At 73.1% G+C, this 21,646-nt stretch carries 9 protein-coding genes; 8 read left to right on the top strand and 1 reads right to left on the bottom strand.

All coding sequences use genetic code 11. The annotated features are described in order from the left end of the window. The first annotated feature begins 310 nt into the window (after positions 1 to 310). From ACIGXW_RS15730 to ACIGXW_RS15710, 5 genes are all read left to right on the top strand, one after another. Positions 311 to 1,108 (top strand): VOC family protein, encoded by a 798-nt coding sequence (locus tag ACIGXW_RS15730; protein WP_399573463.1) that lies wholly within the window; start codon positions 311 to 313, stop codon positions 1,106 to 1,108. Between the two features lie 109 nt (positions 1,109 to 1,217). Continuing rightward, positions 1,218 to 2,408 (top strand): aminotransferase class I/II-fold pyridoxal phosphate-dependent enzyme, encoded by a 1,191-nt coding sequence (locus ACIGXW_RS15725; protein ID WP_399573462.1) that lies wholly within the window; start codon positions 1,218 to 1,220, stop codon positions 2,406 to 2,408. 64 nt (positions 2,409 to 2,472) lie between these two features. Further along, the gene (locus tag ACIGXW_RS15720; RefSeq protein WP_399573461.1) at positions 2,473 to 10,596 is read left to right on the top strand and encodes an SDR family NAD(P)-dependent oxidoreductase; all 8,124 of its coding nucleotides are present in this window, start codon (positions 2,473 to 2,475) and stop codon (positions 10,594 to 10,596) included. Then, positions 10,593 to 12,161, top strand: coding sequence for a PfaD family polyunsaturated fatty acid/polyketide biosynthesis protein (locus tag ACIGXW_RS15715; protein ID WP_399573460.1), 1,569 nt, complete (start codon positions 10,593 to 10,595; stop codon positions 12,159 to 12,161). The genes ACIGXW_RS15720 and ACIGXW_RS15715 overlap by 4 nt, the downstream gene beginning before the upstream one ends. A gap of 132 nt (positions 12,162 to 12,293) precedes the next feature. Next, positions 12,294 to 15,026, top strand: coding sequence for an AAA family ATPase (locus ACIGXW_RS15710; protein ID WP_399573459.1), 2,733 nt, complete (start codon positions 12,294 to 12,296; stop codon positions 15,024 to 15,026). A gap of 33 nt (positions 15,027 to 15,059) precedes the next feature. Here the strand turns inward: ACIGXW_RS15710 and ACIGXW_RS15705 are convergent, their stop codons facing one another. Beyond that, positions 15,060 to 15,488 carry a rodlin gene (locus ACIGXW_RS15705; RefSeq protein ID WP_399573458.1) on the bottom strand — a complete coding sequence of 143 codons (429 nt, stop codon included), beginning with the start codon at positions 15,486 to 15,488 and terminating at the stop codon, positions 15,060 to 15,062. A gap of 234 nt (positions 15,489 to 15,722) precedes the next feature. Between ACIGXW_RS15705 and ACIGXW_RS15700 the strand changes: the two genes are divergently transcribed. The 3 genes from ACIGXW_RS15700 to ACIGXW_RS15690 all read left to right on the top strand — a co-directional run bounded on the left by ACIGXW_RS15700 (position 15,723) and on the right by ACIGXW_RS15690 (position 21,550). Beyond that, complete coding sequence (locus tag ACIGXW_RS15700) at positions 15,723 to 17,963, top strand: MMPL family transporter (RefSeq protein ID WP_399573457.1); 2,241 nt, start codon at positions 15,723 to 15,725, stop codon at positions 17,961 to 17,963. Positions 17,964 to 18,138: 175 nt separating this feature from the next. Continuing rightward, entirely contained in the window at positions 18,139 to 19,308 is a 1,170-nt protein-coding gene (locus ACIGXW_RS15695) for an Ig-like domain-containing protein (protein WP_071963066.1), read from the top strand. A gap of 763 nt (positions 19,309 to 20,071) precedes the next feature. Beyond that, on the top strand, positions 20,072 to 21,550 hold the full coding sequence (locus tag ACIGXW_RS15690) for an amino acid permease (protein WP_071963061.1): 1,479 nt from the start codon (positions 20,072 to 20,074) through the stop codon (positions 21,548 to 21,550). Positions 21,551 to 21,646 lie beyond the last annotated feature (96 nt).

The following is a 21,646-nucleotide window of genomic DNA, read 5'->3' as shown; positions in this document are numbered from 1 at the left end:
GCCGTCTCCCGCTCGCAGCACCGGTCCCCTTCCCGCCGAGGAGGCGGCGAGGGGACCGGCCGGCAGCGATTCCTGGCGGAGCCGTCGAGCAGACCGAGCACTGCGGCGGCTTTGAGGGTCATCACGGCGGGAGGACGCATGAAGTACCTCTTATCCGTTCATCGGCTTTGACTTAGCAACGCCTGCCCCCGCACGGACCCCCACAAGCGCCCTGTCGCCCGTACGGGGGAGCGCTCGCCTCGCGGCCCCGGGCGCCCCTGGCTAGCGTGGAAAGGCCGGGACCATTCACCGAGCGGAAGGGGCCGCGGCCATGGCCGTACCACCGGATGGCGCGCCGTGCTGGGCCGACGCCACGTTCGCCGACCTCGAGGGGGCCAAGAGCTTCTACGGTGACGTATTGGGCTGGACCTTCGGCGAGAGCAAGCCGGAGTTCGGCGGCTACACCGAGGCCTACTCCGACGGCAAGGCCGTCGCCGCCCTCGCCCCTCCGATGCCCGGCCAGGAGGACGACACGACGTCGGCCTGGTGCCTCTACCTCGCGTCCTCCGACGTCAACGCCACGGCGGGCAGGATCCGCGACAACGGCGGCACCCTCCTCATGGACCCGATGCAGGTCGGGGACTTCGGCACGATGCTGCTCGCCGGCGACCCCGGCGGGGTGACCTTCGGCGTCTGGCAGGCGGGCAGCCACGAGGGCTTCGAGAAGCGCGGTGAGCCGGGCTCCTTCTGCTGGGCCGAGGTCTTCACCCGCGAACCGCAGAAGGCCGACGCGTTCTTCCCCGCCGTCTTCTCCTACGAGGCGAAGCGCATGGAGGACGACCAGATCGACTTCAAGCTCTTCAACCTCGGCGACGACACCGTCCTGGGCCGGATGGCGATGCGGGACGCCGACTTCCCGCCGCAGATCCCGCCCTACATCAACATCTACTTCGGCGTCGACGACTGCGACGCCGCCGTCGCGAAGGCGACCGCGCGCGGCGGGACGCTGCGCTTCGGCCCGATGGACAGCCCGTTCGGCCGCTTCGCCGCCCTGACCGACCCCCAGGAAGCGGCGTTCACCGTGATCGACATGAGCACCACCAAGGGCGAGATGCCCAAGGTGACCTGACGCCCCGCCACCCCCCTCCCCGGACCCCGGGGTGGGGCACCCCTGGGGCCCGCACATCCCAGGGTTCCTCCCGTAGTCCCGGCCGGCCGGCGAACGGCAGCCTGAGGACATGATTTCGCAGGCTTACGGGAAGACCATGGCGTCCGTGCTGGATCTGGTGCGCGACGTGCGGGAACGCGAGCTGTACCCGTTCGAGCCGGCCTTCGCCGCGGGCCAGGACGTACGGACCAGGCTGCACGAGCGCGACGTGCTCGTGATGAGCACCAGCAACTACCTCGGCCTCGCCGGACATCCGGAGATCACCGAGGCCATGAAGAGCGCGCTGGACCGCTTCGGCTCCGGCAACTGCGGCGCCCGGCTGGTCAACGGGACCACGACGCTCCACCTGGAGCTGGAGACCCGGCTGGCCGAGTGGCTGGGCACCGAGGCGGCCCTGACGTTCAGCTCCGGCTACATGGCCAACCTCGGCGCCATCTCGGCCATGTGCGACTCCGAGACGGTCATCGTCACCGACCAGTTCAACCACATGAGCATCATGGACGGCTGCCGGCTGGCCGAGAGCCGCATCAAGATCTTCTCCCACAACAGCATGGCCAAGCTCGCCTACATCCTGGAACGCAACGCCGACGCCTCCAAGCGGTTCATCGTCGTCGACGGCGTCTACTCGATGGACGGCGACCTGGCCCCGCTGGCGGAGATCGCCGAACTCGCCCGCCGCCACGACGCGATGACCATGGTCGACGAGGCCCACGGACTCGGCGTCATGGGGCCCGGCGGCCGCGGCGCCTGCGAGCACTTCGGCGTCAGTGCCGACCTGCTCATGGGGACCTTCAGCAAGTCGCTCGCCGGAGTGGGAGGTTTCGTCGCCGGCCGCCGCGACGTCATCGAGTACCTCCGGCACACCTCCCACACCTACGCCTTCAACGCGAGCCTGCCCGCGGTTACCGTCGCCGGGGTGCTCACGGCCCTGGACCTCCTGCAGCGCGAGCCATGGCGGATGCGAAGGCTGTGGGAGAACACCGAGCGGTTCCGCCGCGGACTGCTCGCCCTCGGCTTCGACGTCGCGGGCACCCGCACACCGATCGTCCCCGTCCACATCGGCGACGAGATGACCGCGCTGCGCATGGCCAAGGACCTCCTCGACCGGGGCGTGTACGTCTTCACCGCCATGTACCCGGCCGTACCCGTGCGCAGCGCCCGCTTCCGGCTGACGGTGACCGCCACGATGCGGCCCGAGGACATCGACCACGCACTGGACGCCCTGGGGGAGGTCGGCCAGGCCCACGGCCTGCTCGACTGACGGCCCACCGGGCGCCGCACCACGCTCCACCCATCGGCACGACACGCACGGCAAGGGGGAACGGATGCCCGTCACCACGGCATCGAACGACAGCACGGCCATCGCGATCACCGGACTGGGAGGCCTGTATCCGGGGGCCGCGAACATCGCACGGTTCTGGGACAACATCGTCCACGGCGTCGACAGCCTGCGCGAGGTCCCGGACACCCACTGGCCCGTCGCCGACCACTACGACCCGGACCCGGCGGCCCCGGACAAGACCTACTGCAAGCGCGGCGGCTTCCTGCCCGAAGTCCCCTTCGACCCGATGGAGTTCGGGCTGCCGCCCAAGTCCCTGGAGTACACCGACGTCCTGCAGCTGCTCAGCCTGCTCGTGGCCCGGGACACCCTCGCCGACGCCGGCTGCACCGACGCCGCGTGGCACGACCGCTCCCGTACCGGCGTCGTCCTGGGCGTCACCGGCTCCAACTCGATCATCCAGCCGCTGTCCACCAGGCTGCAGACACCCGTGCTCAAGAGGGTGGTGCGCAGCTGCGGGCTCGGCGAGCGGGACGCCGAGGAGATCGCGGACAAGTTCGCCAAGGCGTTCGTGCCGTGGGAGGAGAACGCCTTCCCCGGCCTGCTGGGCAACGTCGTCGCCGGCCGCATCGCCAACCGCTTCGACCTCGGCGGCATCAACTGCACGGTCGACGCCGCCTGCGCCAGCTCCCTGGCCGCCGTGCGGATGGCCGCCGACGAGCTGCGCTCCGGCCGCGCCGACCTGATGCTCACCGGCGGCTGCGACGCCGACAACAGCATCCTGATGTACCTGTGCTTCTCCAAGACGCCCGCCCTCTCCCGCAGCGGCGCCATCAGGCCCTTCGACGAGGACGGCGACGGCACCCTCATCGGCGAGGGCATCGGCATGCTGGCCCTGCGGCGGCTGGCCGACGCCGAACGGGACGGCAACCGGATCTACGCGGTGCTCCGCGGGCTCGGCGCCTCCAGCGACGGTCGGCACAAGAGCATCTACGCCCCGCGCCGGGAGGGCCAGATGGCCGCCCTCGAACGGGCCTACGACGCCGCGGGCTTCGGGCCCGGGCAGGTCGGCCTGCTGGAGGCGCACGGCACCGGCACCCCGGTCGGCGACCTGACCGAGCTGACCGCGCTGCGCGGCGTCTACGAACGGGCCGCCGCCGGCCGGCACAGTGTGGCGATCGGCAGCGTGAAGTCGCAGATCGGTCACACCAAGGGCGCGGCGGGCGCCGCCGGGCTCATCAAGCTCGCGCTCAGCCTGCACCACAAGGTGCTGCCGCCGACGATCAACGTCAGCCGCCCCCGGGCCGCCCTGGGGTTCGACGACGGACCCTTCTACGTCAACTCCGAGTGCCGGCCCTGGATCGCCGAGCCGCGTCGGCCGCTGCGCCGGGCGGCGGTGTCCTCCTTCGGGTTCGGCGGCACCAACTTCCACTGCGTCCTGGAGGAGCACGCCCCCACCGCCGGCGGCGAGCCGGCCGCCGGGCACGCCACGGCCCAGGTGTACCTCTGGCACGCGAGTACCCCCGAGGAGCTCCTCACGGCAGTGGCGGGGCCGCCGTGCGAGGACGCCTTCGCCCAGGACCGGGCCAGGCTGGCCGTCGTCGCCCGAGGGGACGAGGAGCTCGCCCGGCTGCGGACGGAGGCGCTCGACCGGCTCCGCTCCGACCTCTCGGCACCCTCCTTCGAGCTGGCCGGCCGCGTCTTCTACCGCCGGTCCGGCGGGCCCGCCGGCAAGGTCGCCGCGCTCTTCGCCGGGCAGGGCAGCCAGTACGCCGGCATGGGCGCCCGTACGGCCCTGGCCGTACCCCAGGTGCGGGCCGCCTTCGACGAGGCGGCGGCCGGGACGGACGGCGACGAGCCGCTGGGCGCGGTGGTCTTCCCGCCGCCCGCCTTCGACGCGGCGGCCCGCGCCGCCCAGGAGGCCGCGCTGCGCAGGACGCAGTACGCGCAGCCCGCCATCGGGGCCCTGTCGGCCGGCCAGTACCGCTATCTGGCCGGGCTCGGCTTCGGCGCGGACGCCGCGCTGGGCCACAGCTTCGGGGAGCTGACCGCACTGTGGGCGGCGGGAAGCCTCGGCGAGGGCGACTTCCACCGGCTGGCCGCCGCACGCGGCCGGGCCATGGCCCGCCGGCCCGCCGACCTGCCCGACCCCGGCACGATGGCCGTGGTGCACGTCGGTGCCGAGCGCGTCGCCAAGCTGCTCGCCGGCCGTCCCGACGTCGTCGTGTGCGGCCGCAACGCGCCCGGTCAGACGGCTGTCGGCGGCGCCACCGAGGCGGTGACGGAGTTCCTCGCGCACTGCGCTGCCGAGGGGGTTCCGGCGGGGCGGCTTCCGGTCGCCGCCGCCTTCCACACCCGCCATGTGGCGCACGCCGCCGGGGAGTTCGCCGAGGAGCTGGCACGGACGGACTTCCGTCCACCGGCCTTCCCCGTCCTCGCCAACACCGAAGGGGCGCACTACGGCACGGACGCGGAGGCCAACCGCCGGGTGCTGGCCGGCCAGCTGACCCGCCCGGTGCACTTCGCGCCGCGCCTCGAGCAGCTGTACGCCGAAGGATTCCGCGTCTTCGTGGAGTTCGGGCCGAAGTCGGTGCTCGCCGGCCTGGCGAAGCAGACCCTCGCGGGCCTGGCCGATGTCACCGTCCTGCACGCCGACCCCGGCCCCGGCGGGGACGGGGACGCGGGGCTCAAGGAACTCGTGGCCCGCCTCGCCGTCCTCGGACTGCCCCTCAAGGGGTTCGCCCCGCCCACCGCCGGCACGGACGCCCAGGCGTCGAGGAAAGGAATGACGATCCCCTTGAGCGGCACCAATCACGTCCCGGCCGAGCGCCGGCGCGCGTACCAGGACGCACTGGACAACGGCTACACGGTCCGCGCCGAGCCCGGCCCGGCGGCGGACGGACAGCACGACACCGGCCACCTCGCCGTGCACCGGACCTTCCTCGACGGGCAGTTCCGCATCGCCGAGCGCATCGGGGAGGCGCTGCAGCAGGAGATGCGGGGCGAGGTACGGGACTCCGTGCTGGGCGCCCTCGCCACCCTCGCCGAGCACAGCGTCGCCATCTGCCGCAGCCACGAGGAGGCGCTGCGCGGACTGGCCCGCCGCGAGGAGGGCACGCCCGACGCCGCGCCGCCCGCCGCCGGGGCCGGGGAGCGGACCGTCGCCGAGCCCGTACCCGTCGTACGGCCGCGCCCGCACCTCACCTCCGTCATCGGACCGCCGCCGGCACTGCCGGCACCTGTGACACCGCCCGTACCCGTGGCACCGCCACCCACGCCCGTCGCCGCACCGGAAGCCGTGGCGCCGGCGACCGGCGGGCCGGGCACCGATGAGGTGCGCGGGCAGCTGCTGGACATCGTGTCGGGCAAGACCGGCTACCCCGTGGAGATGCTCGAGGGCGGCATGGAGATCGAGGCCGACCTGGGCATCGACTCCATCAAGCGCGTCGAGATCATGGGGACCCTGCGCGAGCGGTTCCCCGCCACCGCGGTCGTCGGCGCCGAGACGCTGGCCGAACTGCGCTCGCTCGACGACATCGTGGACTTCGTCACCGGCGCCCAGGAGGCGGGCCCCCACCCAAAAGCTGAGGGCGGGCTCGGCATCGCGCGCCACCACGCGCGGCCGATCCCGCTGCCGGCCCCGGACCGCCTCGAGAGGGCGTACGCCGACAGCCCGGTCGCGCTGCTGGCGGGCGACGCCGGGCGGACGACGAGCCTGCTCGGCGAGCGGCTGACCGCCGCCGGCTGGACCGTGCACCACGGCCACGACGTGCCCGGGGGCGTGGACCGGCTGGACCTCGTCCTGTATGCGCCGGGCCGCCCCGACGGATTCGAGGAGGCGGCCACGCGGCTGCGCGAGGCCCTGCTGCTCGCAGGCCGGACGCAGCCGCTGCTGGAGGCGGCCGCCCGGCACGGCAGGGCCGCCTTCCTCACCGTCGTCCGGTCCTCGCACGAGCCGGCGGCCGCCGCCCTCGGCGGGCTGGCCGGCCTCGTACGGACCCTCGCGATCGAGGCGCCCGCCCTGTTCTGCCGCGCGGTCGAACTGGACACCGCCCTCGACGAGGGCACCGCCGCCGCACTGCTCCTGGCCGAACTCCACGACCCGCGCGAGGCCCTGGACCGGGTCCGCTACGACGCCGCGGCCACCCGCCACCGCACCGAGCTCACCGACCTCGCACCGGACCCGGGCGAGGAGGTGCCCGAGCCCGGCCCCGAGGACCTGCTGGTGGTGACCGGCGGCGGCAGGGGAGTGACCGCCGCGTGCGCCGTCGCCCTGGCCCGGCGCCACCGCACGGGGCTGCTCCTGCTGGGCCGTACACGGCTCACGGCCGATCACGAGTGGGCCGCGGACGTACCGGACGGGCGGCTGCGGGCGGAGATCGCCCACCGGGCCCGCGCGGCCGGCGCCACCGCGACGCCGCGCGAGGTCGAACGCCTCCACCGCGACATCACCGCCCAGCGGGAGATCGCCGCCACCGTGGCGGCGGTCCGGCGGGCGGGCGCCGAGGTGAGCTATCTGCCGGTCGACGTCACCGACGCCGAAGCGGTCGCCGCGGCGCTGCGGCCCCACCGCGACCGGATCACCGGCGTGGTCCACGGCGCGGGCGTCCTCGCCGACCAGCTGATCACGGGCAAGCGCGCCGAGGACGCCGACCGCGTCCTCGGCACCAAACTCCTGGGCCTGCGGGCCGCCCTGGACGCCGTCGCGGCGGACCGGCTCCGGCACGTCGTGCTCTTCTCCTCCGCGGCCGGCTTCTTCGGCAACCGCGGCCAGGCCGACTACGCCATGGCGAACGAGGCGCTCAACCACCTCGCCGTCGCCCTGAAGGACGCCCACCCCGCCGCGCGGGTCACCGCCCTGAACTGGGGCGCGTGGGAAGGCGGCATGGTCACCCCCGAGCTGGCCCGCATGTTCACCGAACGCGGCGTCCCGCTCATCCCCCTGAAGGAAGGAGCCGAGCTGTTCGCCGCCCAGTTCGACCGGCACGGCCCGGGCGACACCGTATGCGTGATCGGCCCGGTCGCCCCCTGGTCGCCGCCCGCCCGGCGCGAACTCCCCGACGGCGGGCTGACGGTCCGGCGCGAGGCGGCCCCGCTGCTCACCGACCCCGTCCTCGCCGACCACCGCGTCGACGGCGTCCCGGTCGTGCCCATGACCGCCGCGCTCGGCGCGATGCTGGACGTGGCCGCACAGGTCCTGCCGGCCACGCCGGTGACGGGCGTGCGGGACGCCACCGTGTTCAAGGGCGTCGTGTGCGACGCGAACGCGCCCACGGCACTGACCTTCGAGATCGCCGCGCACTCCGGGGGCGGCCTGCGGGTCCTGGTCCACGACGACCGGGGACGACCCCGCTACGGAGCCGTCCTGGACACCGGGGAGCCGGCCGCGCCCCCGCCGCACCGCACTCCGCCGCCCGCATTCGACGGCGCGGAGCCGGCCGACCCCTACGCCGACGGCGCCCTCTTCCACGGACCCGCCCTGCGCGGCATCCACGGCCTGCTCGCCGACGACGGCCGGGACACGACCTTCCTGTGCACGCTTCAGGACACCCCCCTGGCCGGCGGCGCGTGCGCCACGCCCCGCTACAGCCCCGTCCTCGCCGACCTGCTGCTCCAGGCGCCCCTGGTGTGGCTGCACCGCCGCAAGGGGGTCAGGGTGCTGCCGAGCCGGATCGGCCGGTTCCGTATGTACCGCCCCCTGCCGTCCGGGACGCCGTTCGCCGTGTCCGTGGAGGACGTACGGACCACCCCGAGCGGCGCCCGCTGCTCGGTGACCGCCACCGACGCCGTCGGCGAGGTCCTGGCCGAGCTGCGCGACGTCGAGCTCGTCGCCCGTCCCACGCCCGTGGTGTGGGGCCGCGCGGAGCTGGAGGAGCTGGCCGGCGGAAGCGTCGCCGCCGTCTTCGGGCCCGCCTTCGCGGAAGCCGACGCGCTCCCGCACCGGCTGCGCCTGCCGGCACCGCCCTACCTGGTGCTGTCGCGGGTCACCGCGATCCGGGCCACCCCCGGCGTCCTTCAGCCGTCGGGCATCACCGTGGAGTACGACGTTCCCGACGACATGTTCACCGTGGACGGGCGGGCGCCCTTCTGCACCACCCTGGAGGCCGCCCAGGCCAGCGTGGTGCTGATCGGCTACATGGGCGTCGACCTGCTCGACCGGGGGCGGCGCAAGTACCGGCTGCTGGGCGGCAGCACCGTCTTCCACGGGGACCTGCCCCGGGCGGGGGAGACCGTCCGCTACGAGCTGGAGATCAGCCGGTTCGTCCGCGAGGACGACAAGCTGCTGTTCTTCTTCGACTGCCGGGGCTACCGCGGGACGGAGTCGTTCCTGGAGATGTCGGACAACTGCGCCGGCTTCTTCACCGACGCCGAACTCGCCGACCCGCTCGGCATCGTGCCCACCAGGCTCGACGCGCGGCGCCGCGAGGAGATGACCCGCGCCTCGTTCACCCCGCTGGCCCGCACCGGCCGCACCGAGCTGACGCGCGCCGACCTCGAACGGCTCGCGGCGGGGGAGGCGGCGGCGGTCTTCGGCCCCGCCTGGGACCAGACCGCCGACGCCCTCAACCCGTCCGTGCGGCTGCCCGCGGGGCAGGCGCTGATGCTGGACGCGGTGACCGCGATCGAACGCACCGGCGGCCCGCGGGCGCTCGGCAGGCTGACCGCCGTGCGCCACCTCGCTCCGGACGACTGGTTCTTCGCCTGCCACTTCCCCGGCGACCCGGTGATGCCCGGCACCCTGATGCTGGAGGGCGCCGCGCAGCTGCTCCAGGTGTACGCCCTCCACCTGGGACTGCACCTGGTCTTCCCCGACGCCGAGTTCCAGCCCGCGCCCGGGCGGCGCACCCACTGCACCCTGCGCGGCCAGGTGGGCCCCGGGACACGGGAGCTGCGCTACGTCGCGGACGTCACCGACGTCACGATGCTGCCCAGGCCCACGATCGTCGCCGACGTGATGGTCTACGACGGCGACAAGCCGATCCTGAGCCTGCGCGACCTCGCCCTGCAGGTACGGGAGAAGCCCGGCACGCCCTGCCGGATCGAGGAGGGCGGCCGCCCGGCCCGCTTCCTGGGCCGCCGCAACGCCGCCGGCGAGGCGGCGCTGGCGAACGAGCTGCACATGGCCCACCTGGCCCAGGGCGACCTGAGCCTGGCCATGGGCCCGGAGTTCGCCGTCTACCGCGACCGCACCGCCCCGCGCATTCCGGGCGGCGACTTCCGGTTCGTGGACCGCATCATGGAGTTCACCGGCGAACGGGGGCAGCTCAGCGGCGCCCGCATGGTCACCGAGTACGACGTGCCGCCGGACGCCTGGTACCACGCGGACCCCGAGCACCCGGGCATGCCGTACTGCGTGCTGCAGGAGAGCTCCCTGCAGTCGGCCGTCCTGACCGGCTACTACCTCGGCGCGAGCCTGCTGACGCCCCAGGAGGACCTCGTCATCCGCAACCTCGACGGGACGGCGGTGCTGCTGCGGGATACGGACCTGCGCGGGCGCACCATCCGCCAGGAGTCCGAGCTGGTCTCCACCCGGCAGACCCTCGGCGCGACGTTGCAGACCTTCCGCTACCGGCTCAGCGCCGACGGCGAGGAGTTCTACCGTGGCGAGTCGCTGTTCGGGTACTTCAACGCCAAGGCGCTGGCCAAACAGGCCGGCCTGGACGGCGGGAGGACGGTACCGCCCTGGCAGCCGCCGGACCCGGGCACGGCCGCCGAACGGCTGCCCGTCGCCGGGGACGACGGCGACCGCCTGCGGCTGGTCGGCCACGTGGACCTCGTGCGCCACGGCGGCCGCCACGGCCTCGGTCACGTGCTGGCCCGCCGCCCGGTCGACGCCGGCGACTGGTACTTTCCGTGCCACTTCCACGGCGACCCGGTGATGCCGGGCTCGCTCGGCGTGCAGGCCGCGCTGCGCTCCCTGCGGGAGTTCGCGCGGCACATCCTGGCCGCGGGCGGGCCCGTGACGTTCGCGGTGCCCGTGGGAGTTCCGCTGACCTGGCGCTACCGCGGACAGATCCTGCCCCACGACCGCGAACTGGTGCTGGAGCTGCACATCAAGGAGGTGCGCGGAACCTCCCTCGTCATCGCGGACGGCAGCGTGTGGAACGGCGCGCTGCGCATCTACGAGTTCACCGACCTCGCCGTCGCCACGCACCTGGGGGAACGATGAAGACCCGCGAACGCACACCGATACGCACCGATCCGCAGGCGACCGACCCGGATGCCCTGCGGGCCCTGATCGGCCGCCTGGAGCGGAGCGTGTACGTCGTCGCCACGGATGCCGGCCCCGCCGTCGTCCCGGCCCCGGTGCCGGGCCGCCGGGTCCTCGCCTCCCTCGGTCCGCTGCCGCCGCAGAGCCTGGGCTCGCCGGACTTCCGGGCCGCGCACGGGGTACGGACCGCCTACATGGCCGGCGCGATGGCGGGCGCCATCTCCTCGGTCGAGCTGGTCGCCGCCGCGGCCCGGGCCGGCTTCCTCGCCGTCTTCGGCGCGGGCGGGCTCCCCCCGGCCGCGGTGCGCGAGGCCCTGGTCCGGCTCGGGGTGCGCCTGCCCACGCTGCCCTACGCGGTCAACCTGCTGCACACGCCGGCCGAACCGGAGCTGGAGCGCGCGGTCGTGGAGCTGTGCCTGCACCACGGGGTGCGCCGCGTGGAGGCCTCGGCCTACCTCGACCTGACTCCGCACCTGGTGCGCTACCGGGTCGCCGGGCTGCGCCGGGGCGCCGACGGCCGCCCGTACGCCGCGAACCGGGTGATCGCCAAGGCGTCCCGGCCGGAGGTGTGCGCACGCTTCCTCCTGCCGCCGCCCCAGGAGACGGTCGCCGGCCTCCTGGCCCAGGGGCTCGTCACCGCGGAACAGGCCGAACTGGCCCGGATGGTGCCCATGGCCGACGACCTCACCGTGGAGGCGGACTCGGCCGGCCACACCGACCGCCGGCCCCTGGCGGCGCTGCTGCCCGTGGTGGCCCGGCAGCGGGACGAGCTGCACCGCCGCCACCCGGGCCTGCCGCCCGTCCGGCTGGGCGCCGCCGGAGGCATCGGCACGCCCCACGCCGTGGCCGCGGCGTTCGCCCTGGGCGCCGACTACGTGGTGACCGGCTCGGTCAACCAGGCCTGCGTGGAGGCCGGTACCGCCGAGCGCACCAGGCGCCTGCTGGCGACCGCCCAGATCAGCGACTTCGACATGGCCCCCTCCGGCTACATGTTCGAGCTCGGGGCGCAGGTGCAGGTCCTGCGCAGGGGCACGATGTTCCCGCAGCGCGCCCGCCGGCTGCGCCAGCTGTACGACAGCTGCGGGGGAGTGGAGGAACTGTCGCGCCAGGACCGTGCGTGGCTGGAGGGCCAGGTGTTCCGCAGGCCGCTCGAGGACGTCTGGGCGGAGGTCGTCCGCTTCTTCGCGGACCGGGACCCCGGTGTCGTCGAACGGGCCGCCGCCGATCCCCGGCGGCGCATGGCGCTCATCTTCCGCTGGTACCTCGGACTGTCCTCGAAATGGGCGGCGAGCGGGGACCCCGAGCGCGCCGCCGACTACCAGATCTGGTCCGGCCCGGCCCTGGGCGGCTTCAACGACTGGGCCCGCGACACCTTCCTCGCGGACCCCGACCGGCGGCACGTCGCGGACGTGGCCCACCACCTGCTGGCCGGCGCGGCCTTCCACACCCGTCTCGCCGCGCTCCGCCAGGCCGGCGTCCGCCTCCCCGCGGGGCTGGACTACGTGCCCGAGCCGCGGCACTGAACCGGGCCGGCCCGTCGGAGGCGGCTCGCCTCCGGCCGGCCGGCCTTCCATACACCCATCCCTCTGCTGCCATTTGGCACCAGTTGTCACATTCCTTCCGCCGGGGCCGTCCGCTCGGTTAGCCTCGGTGGGGTGCTATGGGGGAGGAAGGCCGAGTGCGAACGGCTGGGCCAACTGCTCGACGACGCCCGCCGGCTGCGCAGCGGCGTGCTGGTGCTGTGCGGCGAGCCGGGGGTCGGCAAGACCGCGCTCGTGGACCACGCCGTCGCCGCCGCGACCGGCCTGCAGGTACGACAGATCAGGGCGCCGGAGACCGAGCGGGAGCTGCCCTTCGCGGGGCTCTCCGCGCTGCTGCGCCCGTGGGAGAGCGGCATCGACAGACTGCCGCCCGTGCAGGCGGCGGCGCTCAGGGGCGCCCTGGCGCTGGGGCCCGCCGTGGGCGGCGACCGGTTCGCCGTCGCCGCCGCCACCCTCGGCCTGCTGACCGCCGCGGCCGAGCGACAGCCGATGCTGCTGGCGCTCGACGACTTCCACTGGATGGACGACGCCTCGGCGGAAGCGGTGCTGTTCGCCGCCCGCAGGCTCGACCGCGAGGGCATCGCCGTCATCATCGGCACCCGCGTGCCACCGCCGCAGTGGGAAACCCTCGAGCTCACCGGACTGGACGCGGCCGCCGCCACGGAGCTGGTGGCGGCCCACCGGGGCCCGGTCGACGCCGAGGTCGCCGACCGCCTCGTCCGCGACACCGGCGGCAATCCCCTGGCGCTCATCGAACTCGCCCGCCTGCTCGACGCCGAGCATCTGACCGGCAAGGCCGCGCTCCCGCTGCCCCTGCCGGTCGGCAGGGCCACGACGGCGCTGTTCGCCCCCCGGCTGTCCGCCGTCGGCGCCGAGCGCCGCACGGCCCTGCTCCTGGCGGCCCTGACCGACACCGACGTCGGCACCGTCACCGACGCGGCCCGCGACCTGGGGCTGCCGCCCGAGGCGATGACCGAACTCGACGACGACGGCCTGGTGACGATCGCGGCGCGGCGGATCGTGTTCGCCCACCCGCTGATCCGCTCCGCCGTCGTCGAGGTCTGCACGCCCGCGCAGCTGCGCACCGCCCACCGCGCCCTCGCCCGCGCCCTGACCGGGCCCGAGCACACCGACCGCAGGGCCTGGCACCTGTCCGCCTCGGTGGTCGGCCGCGACGAGGAGGTCGCGGCCGAGCTGGAACGGATGGCCGACCGCATGCGGGACAAGCGCGCCTACCAGGTCGCCTCCCAGAGCTACGAGCGCGCCGCCGAACTCGCCGCCGACCGGGGCCGCTACGGCCGCTGCCGCTTCCAGGCGGCCGCCGCCGCCTGGTTCGCCGGACAGTTCCACCGGGCCCACGACCTCGTGGCCGAGGCGACGGTCGACGAGCCGGCCGGTGACTGGGCGGCCGAGGCGCAGTACGTACTCGGCGGCATCGAGCTCTTCCTCGGCCACCCCGGGCGCGCCCTGCGCCGCCTCGCGGACTCCGCGGCCCGCTACCGCACCACCGCCGTGGAGGTGGCGGTCCAGCGCCAGCTCGACGCCGTGCTCGCCGCCTACGTCGGCAACGACTTCGACGCGGCCGGCGAGCTCGCGATGGCCGCCGCGAGCTGGGGCTCCGCCAACCGGGCGCTGACCGGACTCGCCCGGCTGCTGGCCGGAGTCAGCGTCCTGGCCTGCGGCGACCCCGCACTGGGCGCACGGCTCATCGGCGAGGCGGTCGGCACCGAGGAACTCCTGCGGGGGCAGGGCCTGGGCGGCCAGCACGCCGTGCACGCCGCCCACGAACTCGTCCGCGCCGGCTACCCGATGGCCGCCAAGCGGATCCTCGACCCGCTGGTGGAAGGGCTGCGCGCGGACGCCGAACTCGGCATGCTGCCCTACGCCCTGCACATCGCCGCCGTCGCCGAGGTCCGCTCGGGACAGCTGAGCGCCGCCTACGCCGCGGCCTCCGAGTCGACCCGGCTGGGCCGCGAGACCGGCAATCCGCTGTGGCACTACCGCGGCATGGCCGTCCTGGCGTACGTACAGGCCAACCGGGGCGAGGAGGCCGACTGCCGGCAGAGCGCCGCCGAGGCCCGGCGGCTGGGCGAGCAGCTGGGCACCACCTCGGCGCGCTACATCGACGAGGCGCTCGCCGCCCTGGAGTTCGCCCTCGGCCACACGGCCACCGCCCTGGGCCACGTCGCGGACGTCGGCTACTTCGGCACGTGCTCCTCCGCGCTCCTGCTGACCTGGCCGGGAGCGATGGACGTGGCCGAGACCCACGCCCGCGGCGGGCACCGGCTGCCGCACGCGCTGACCGCCGCGCTGGAGCGGACCCTCGCCGAGGACATCGCGTCCGACCTGCCGGGCCAGGCCGCGGGGCTGGCCCGGCTGCGGGCCCTGACGACGCCCGACGGGGACGAGGCCGAGGAGCTCTTCGGCCGTGCCGTGACCGGCTACACGGAGGTCGGCCTGCGCCTGGAGGCGGCCCGCACCCAGCTGTCGTGGGGACAGCGGCTGCGCCGCCAGGGCAGGCTCTCCGCGGCCCGCGCCCGGCTGCGCGCCGCCCACACGGGCCTCGACGCCATGGGCGCCCGGCTGTGGGCCGGCCGCGCGCTGGCCGAGCTGCGCGCCACCGGGGTCAAGCACCTGCCCCCGGCGGCACAGCAGTCGCAGGCCCTGACCCCGCAGGAGATGCAGGTGGCGCTGGCGGTCTCGAGCGGCGCCACCAACCGGGAGGCGGCCGCCGCCCTGTTCCTGAGCACCAAGACGGTGGAGATGCACCTGACCCAGGTCTACCGCAAGCTCGGGCTGCGCTCGCGCACCGAACTCGCCCGCCGTTTCGCCGACGAGCACGACTGACCCGCCGACTCCGTCGAGTTATGCGAACACCCTTCAGTGGTGCTCGTGCCCGTGGTGCTCGTCGCTCTCGTTCCCGGATCCGTTGCCGGAAATGATCGGGATTTCGTCGAGGAGGTGGCTGAGCGGGTCGTCGCCGTCATTGATCGTGGAATTGTCGGTGCACTGTTGCTGCTGCTGCGAGGTGAGCACCGGGACGTCCTGAACACCGATGTCGAGGAGCAGGCCGATCAGGGACTGGGCGTTGACCTTTCCGACACCGATGCACAGCTTGTCGAGAGAGCCCTGGATGGCGCTCATCTGCGGGCTTTCCACGCCGTCCGTCTCGGTCCTGCCGTACGAGGTCGTGGAGTCGTTGCCGTTGGCGGTGTTCCGCTCGTCATTGACGCTCGCGACCGCGGGGCCGGCGACGAGGCCCACTGCCGAAGCCGTGAGGGCAGCTGTCGCGAGAACCTTCTTGAGCACGTTCCGGCCTTTCGATCGGTGAATGTATCCCGCCTGTCCGCGGAGAAGTCACCTGGGTAACTGAAGGCCGCAGGGGAAGTTCCGAACATTCACTCCTTTGCCCCGACAGGGCGTCACCGCCGGGGTTTCGCGGCCGCCGCGCCGACGAGGGTGAGAAATGCTGGAAATCCGATCCGTATTCCTATTCTATGAATGCGAGCGGCCCGGCCCCTCCCTGCGAAGGACGCCCATGTGATGCTCCTCCATCAGCCACGCCGAAGGTTCTGGGCGAGTACGGCCTACGGAACGTCCCGCCGGGCTCTCGTTTCGCTCCTCCTGCTGTCCCTGGTGGCCCTGGCGGCCGCCGTGGGCGGATACGGCGTCGGTGAGCGGCTGGCTCCCGGCGGCTGGACCCCCGCCGACGCGCAGTCCACCCGGGCCGATGCCTTCCTCGCGGCCCGCTTCGGCGCCGGGCAGCCGCACCTGATGCTGCTCGCCACGGCGAAGGGGGAGGTCGACGCGCCCGCCGCGGTCCGCGCGGGGCAGGAGCTGACGCGCCGCCTCGCCGCCGACCCCCGCGCCGCCTGGGTCCACGGCTACTGGCCGGGACGGACCCCGCAGCTGCGCAGCCGCGACCGGCACAGCGCCCTGATCGCCGTGCGCTTCGGCGGCGACGAGCGGGCCGTCCTCGCGGCCGGCAAGGACGTCGCCGCACGCGAGACCGGCCGCGGCGGCCCGCTGAAGGTCTCGGTCGCCGGCGAGGCGGCGCTGTTCTCCGAGATGGAACGGCTGAGCACCGACGGCGCCATGGTCGCCGAGATCATTGTCGCGCCCCTGGTCCTGCTGATCCTGCTGTGGGTCTTCGGCAGTCTCGTCGCCGCCCTCCTGCCCGTGGCGGTGGGCGCCTTCGCCGTCGTGACCACCACCGCCCTGCTGCGGCTGCTGAGCGAGACGATGACGGTCTCGGTGTTCGTCCTGAACATCGCCACCGCCCTCGGCTTCGGACTCGCCGTCGACTACTGCCTGCTGCTGGTCAGCCGCTACCGCGAGGAACTCGCCGACGGGGCGTCACCCGTCAAGGCCGTCGAACGCGCGGTGCGCACCGCAGGGCGGGCCGTGGCCTTCTCCGCGACCACCATCGCCGCGGTCCTGGGCACCCTGATGGTCTTCCCGCTGACACTGACCCGCTCCCTCGCCCTGGGCGGCGCCGCCGTCGCCGTGTGCTCGGCCGCCGGAGCGCTGCTGGTCCTGCCCGCGCTGCTGGTGCTGCTGGGGGAGCGCGTCAACTCCTGCGACCTCTTCGCCCGCTGGCGGGGCGGCGCGGACCGGCCGGTGGCCGAGGGGCGCTGGTACCGCCTGGCGGTGTGGGTGACGCGCCGGCCCGTGCTCGTCACCCTCGGCACGCTGCTGCTGCTCGGCCTGCTGGCCGCGCCCGGGGCCGGTGCCCGGTTCGGCATGTACGACGACCGCATCCTGCCGGACTCCTCGCCGGTGGCCCAGGCCTCGCAGCGACTGCGCACCGATTTCGCGTCGGAGAGCGGCAGCGCGGCGACCGTCGTCCTGCCGGACGTCCACGTCGCGCCCTCGGCCCCCGCCCTGACCCCTGCCGCCCTCCCCGGCCCGAACCCGCTGCCCGCCTCCGCGTCCGGCGTGGACACCTACGCCACGCGGCTGTCCCGGCTGCCGGGCGTGCGCCAGGTGCAGACCGCCACGGGCATCTACCGCGACGGCCGGCGCACGGCCGCCGCAGGACCCTGGGCGGCCGGCTTCACCGGACCGGCCGGGACCTGGCTGAGCGTCACCCCGACCACGGACTCCCCCCTGTCCCCGGACGGCCGCCTGCTGACGGAGCGCCTGCGCGAGGAGCCCGCCCCCGCCGAGGCCCTGGTCGGCGGCCCGGGCGCCCGGCTGACCGACACCGAGCACGCCCTCAGCGACCGGCTGCCGCTGGCGATGCTGCTCACCGTGGCCGCCACGCTCGTGCTGATGTTCGTCTACACCCGCAGCCTGCTCGTCCCCGTCAAGGCCGTCCTGCTCAACGCGCTGAGCCTGGCTGCCACGTTCGGCATCATCGTCGCCGTCTTCCAGCAGGGCTGTCTGGAGGCGGTGCTCGGGCCCATGAACGGCCCCGCCACCACCGACGTCATCATCCCCGCCGTGATGTTCTGCACGGCCTTCGGCCTCTCCATGGACTACGAGGTCTTCCTCCTCTCCCGCATCCTCGAGGAACACCGCCGGGGCACGCCCACCCCGCTCGCCGTCGCCGTCGGCCTGCAGCGCACCGGACGGTTGTTCACCTCCGCCGCGCTCATCTTCGCCGTCGTCATGGCGTCCCTGGCCGCCTGCGACCTCGTCCTGCTCCAGCTCATCGGCTTCGGCCTCGCGGTGGCCGTCGCGCTGGACTGCACGCTGGTCCGTGCGCTGCTCGTACCCGCCATCATGTCGCTGGCCGGGCGCGCCAACTGGTGGCCCGCGGGCCGCCGGAAGTCCGCGTGAGAAACCCTGAACCACCCCAAGGGTCGTTCGGCCGTACAAATGTTTTTTTCGGCGTGCAACCGTACAAGCGTGCAGACCATCTGTAGGGGTGTGGTGGGGGGCGCCGGAACGTACCGGCGGCGGCCAGGCCGTGACCCGCCGCGTCACTCGGCAACTGCAAGAAAGGTCGACTCACGTGCACGTCGCGGGCCGTCGCTCCGTCCTGTTGGCATCCGCCCTCATGGGCTCCTTCGTCCTCACCGCATGTTCCGGGGCCTCCGGTGATGCCGACGGGCCCGAGGCCCATGTCACCGTCACCCCGGCCGCCGGCAAGGAGGTTCCGCTCGGCGCGCCGATATCGGTGAAGGCCGAAGGCGGCAGGCTCACCGCCGTCGAGGTCAAGGACGACAAGGGCCAGAAGGTCGGCGGACAGCTGACCGGTGACGGTACGTCGTGGACCTCGGAGACCAAGGTCGGCCCCAAGACCACCTACACCGTGCACACGAAGGCCAGGCGCGGCAAGGACGGCAAGGGCAAGGAGTCCTCGTCGACGGCCACCTTCACCACCCAGCAAGCCCCGAAGGTCAACAAGCTCACCAACACGCCCGGCAACGGCGAGACGGTCGGCACGGGCATGCCGGTCTCGATCCTCTTCGACCACAAGATCGACAAGGACAAGCGCGCCGAGATAGAGAAGTCGATGCGGGTCACCTCCGAGCCGAAGGTGGAGGGCGCCTGGGGCTGGGTGACCGACTACTCGGGCCAGGACCGGCTCGACTGGCGGCCCAAGACCTTCTGGCCCGCCGGCACCAAGGTCTCCGTCAAGGGCAACCTGACGGGCCTCGACTCCGGCGAGGGCGGCTGGTTCGCGAAGAACTACGACTGGAACTTCACCATAGGCGCCGACCGCAAGGCCGTCATCGACGTACCCGGCCACACCCTCACGATGTACGAGAACGGCAAGCCCGTCGGCGACATCAAGGGCTCCGCCGGCTCCCCGCAGGACCCCACCCGCGGCGGCATCCACACCGTGCGGGGCAAGAACGCGGCCGAGACGATGGACTCCGCGACCATCGGCTACGGCAACCAGTGGAAGCTGGACTCGAAGTGGGTGACCTACCTGACGGCCTCGGGCACCTTCCTCCACTCCGCCCCCTGGAACAACTCCATCGGCGTGGAGAACAACAGCCACGGCTGCTTCGGCATGACCACCTCCGACGCCAAGAAGATCTACGACTTCCTGCCCATCGGCGCCACCGTCGAGGTCAAGGGCACCTCCAGCACCAAGAAGACCGACGTCGGCAACGGCCTCGAGGTCTGGCAGGAGACCTGGGAGCAGTGGCAGAAGCGCACCGCCGTGAAGTAACCCCCTTAAAGGCCCGAGAGCTCTGCGCCGCGCCCTGCTCGCCGTCCACGGACGGCGAGCAGGGCGCGGCGCTCTTCTGTAGGGCGCTCTTCTGTATGCGGTGCGTGACCGCCCGCGTCCCGCTGCCGCGCCCCCGCCGTCGCCCCGCGCGGGCCGGAGTGCCTTAGGGATCTTCCGGGCACCCGCCGGAGCGGCTGTGGTGTATGTCACCCGCGGTAACAGGGGGTTTTTCGACCGCCTCGCCGGCCCCGACGCGGCGGATGCCCACCACCACTGGGCAGGGGCCCCACATGCACGATGAACGAGGTAAGACCCCACCCCCTGCCTGGCCCCTGACCAGCGCGGATCTAGCGTGACCCCACCGGAAAATCAAATATCCGTAAACTCTTGACGACGCCCTTACGCGCCTCACACCATTCACGGCATGGACTTGACCGACAGGCGACCGCGCTTAGCCCACGGCTGACCGCACCCGCGCTTCCGTATCCCGGCCGGCCAGGCTTTCGGGACCTGGCCTCCCCCAAGGCCGTCGAAGGGATACGGAACCCCGCCGGTCCACACCGGTCCATCCTCCCGAAATCCACCCGGGCACAGGCGTCGCCAGCCCGTCCCGGGTACCGGGTCCTCGTCGACGATCCCCCCACGCCCCAGGGCAGCCGCTCACGCGTGCCGTGAGCCGCCTGCCCGCGCGCAGGGAGGGGTCTTCCGCAACACCGTCGTGCGGCCCGGTCCTGCACCCCCTCCAAAGAAGGCGAAGACACACATGAGTGACCGCACCCTTACTGCGGCCGACACCGAGCCCGGCGTTTCCGCCCCGGCATCGACGTCACAGCACGTCGACGCGGGTGACGCGGGCTACAGCAAGGACCTCAAGTCCCGCCACGTCAACATGATCGCGATCGGCGGAGCGATCGGCACCGGTCTCTTCCTCGGTGCCGGTGGCCGTCTCCACAGCGCAGGCCCCTCCCTGTTCATCGCCTACGCGGTCTGCGGGCTCTTCGCCTTCTTCGTCGTGCGTGCGCTCGGCGAGCTGGTTCTGTACCGCCCCTCCTCCGGAGCCTTCGTCTCCTACGCCCGTGAGTTCATGGGTGAGAAGGGCGCCTTCACGGCGGGCTGGCTCTACTTCCTGAACTGGGCCACCACCGGTATCGCGGACATCACCGCCGTGGCCACCTACACCCACTACTGGGGCATGTTCAGCGACATCCCGCAGTGGGTGCTCGCCCTGATCGCACTCGCGGTCGTGCTCACCGTGAACCTGATCTCGGTGAAGTACTTCGGTGAGATGGAGTTCTGGTTCGCGATCATCAAGGTCGCCGCGATCACCCTCTTCATGGTCGTCGGCATCTTCCTGCTGGCCAGCCAGCACAAGGTCGGTGACACGACCCCGGGTCTGTCGAACATCGTCGACCACGGCGGCATCTTCCCGACCGGTGTGATGCCGATGCTGCTCGTCATCCAGGGTGTCGTCTTCGCCTACGCCTCCGTCGAGCTGTGCGGTGTGGCCGCGGGTGAGACCAAGAACCCCGAGAAGATCATGCCGAAGGCGATCAACTCGATCATGTGGCGCGTCGGCCTCTTCTACGTCGGTTCGGTCGTCCTGCTCGCGGTGCTGCTGCCCTTCAGCGAGTACGTCGCCGGTGAGAGCCCGTTCGTCACCGTCCTGTCGAAGATCGGCGTGCCGTACGCGGCCGGCGTGATGAACCTCGTGGTCCTCACCGCGGCGCTCTCCAGCCTGAACTCCGGCCTGTACTCCACCGGCCGCATCCTGCGCTCGATGGCCATGTCGGGCTCGGCGCCGAAGTTCACCGGTCTGATGAACAAGGGCCAGGTGCCCTACGGCGGCATCCTGCTCACCGCGTTCTTCTGCGTGCTGGGTGTCGGCCTGAACTTCGTCGTCCCGGCGGACGCCTTCGAGATCGTGCTGAACTTCGCCGCGATCGGCATCATCGGCACCTGGGGCATGATCATGGTCTGCTCCCTGCTGTTCTACCGCCGCTCCCAGGACGGCCGGGTCACCCGCCCCGGCTACAAGCTCCCCTGGGCCCCGTACACCCAGATCGTCACGCTGGTCTTCCTGGCCGGTGTGCTGGGTCTGATGGCCTCCGAGCCCGGCGCCGGCCGCACCACGGTGCTGTGCCTGCCGATCATCGTGGCGATGCTGGTCGGCGGCTGGTTCCTCGTGCGCGGCAAGGTCGCCCGCATCCAGACCGAGGCCGAGCTGCAGCAGGCCGGGAAGTAACCCCGCCCCTCTGCGAGCCGTAGACGAAGGCGCCCATCCCGGCAGGACCGGGGTGGGCGCCTTCGCCGTTCCACCGGGGCACCCGCGGCCATGCCT

The organism is Streptomyces sp. NPDC053079 (assembly GCF_044546695.1).
Taxonomy (GTDB): Bacteria; Actinomycetota; Actinomycetes; order Streptomycetales; family Streptomycetaceae; genus Streptomyces.
The sequence above is the reverse complement of the archived record's forward strand: the minus strand, read 5'-3'. Positions and strand labels throughout refer to the sequence as shown.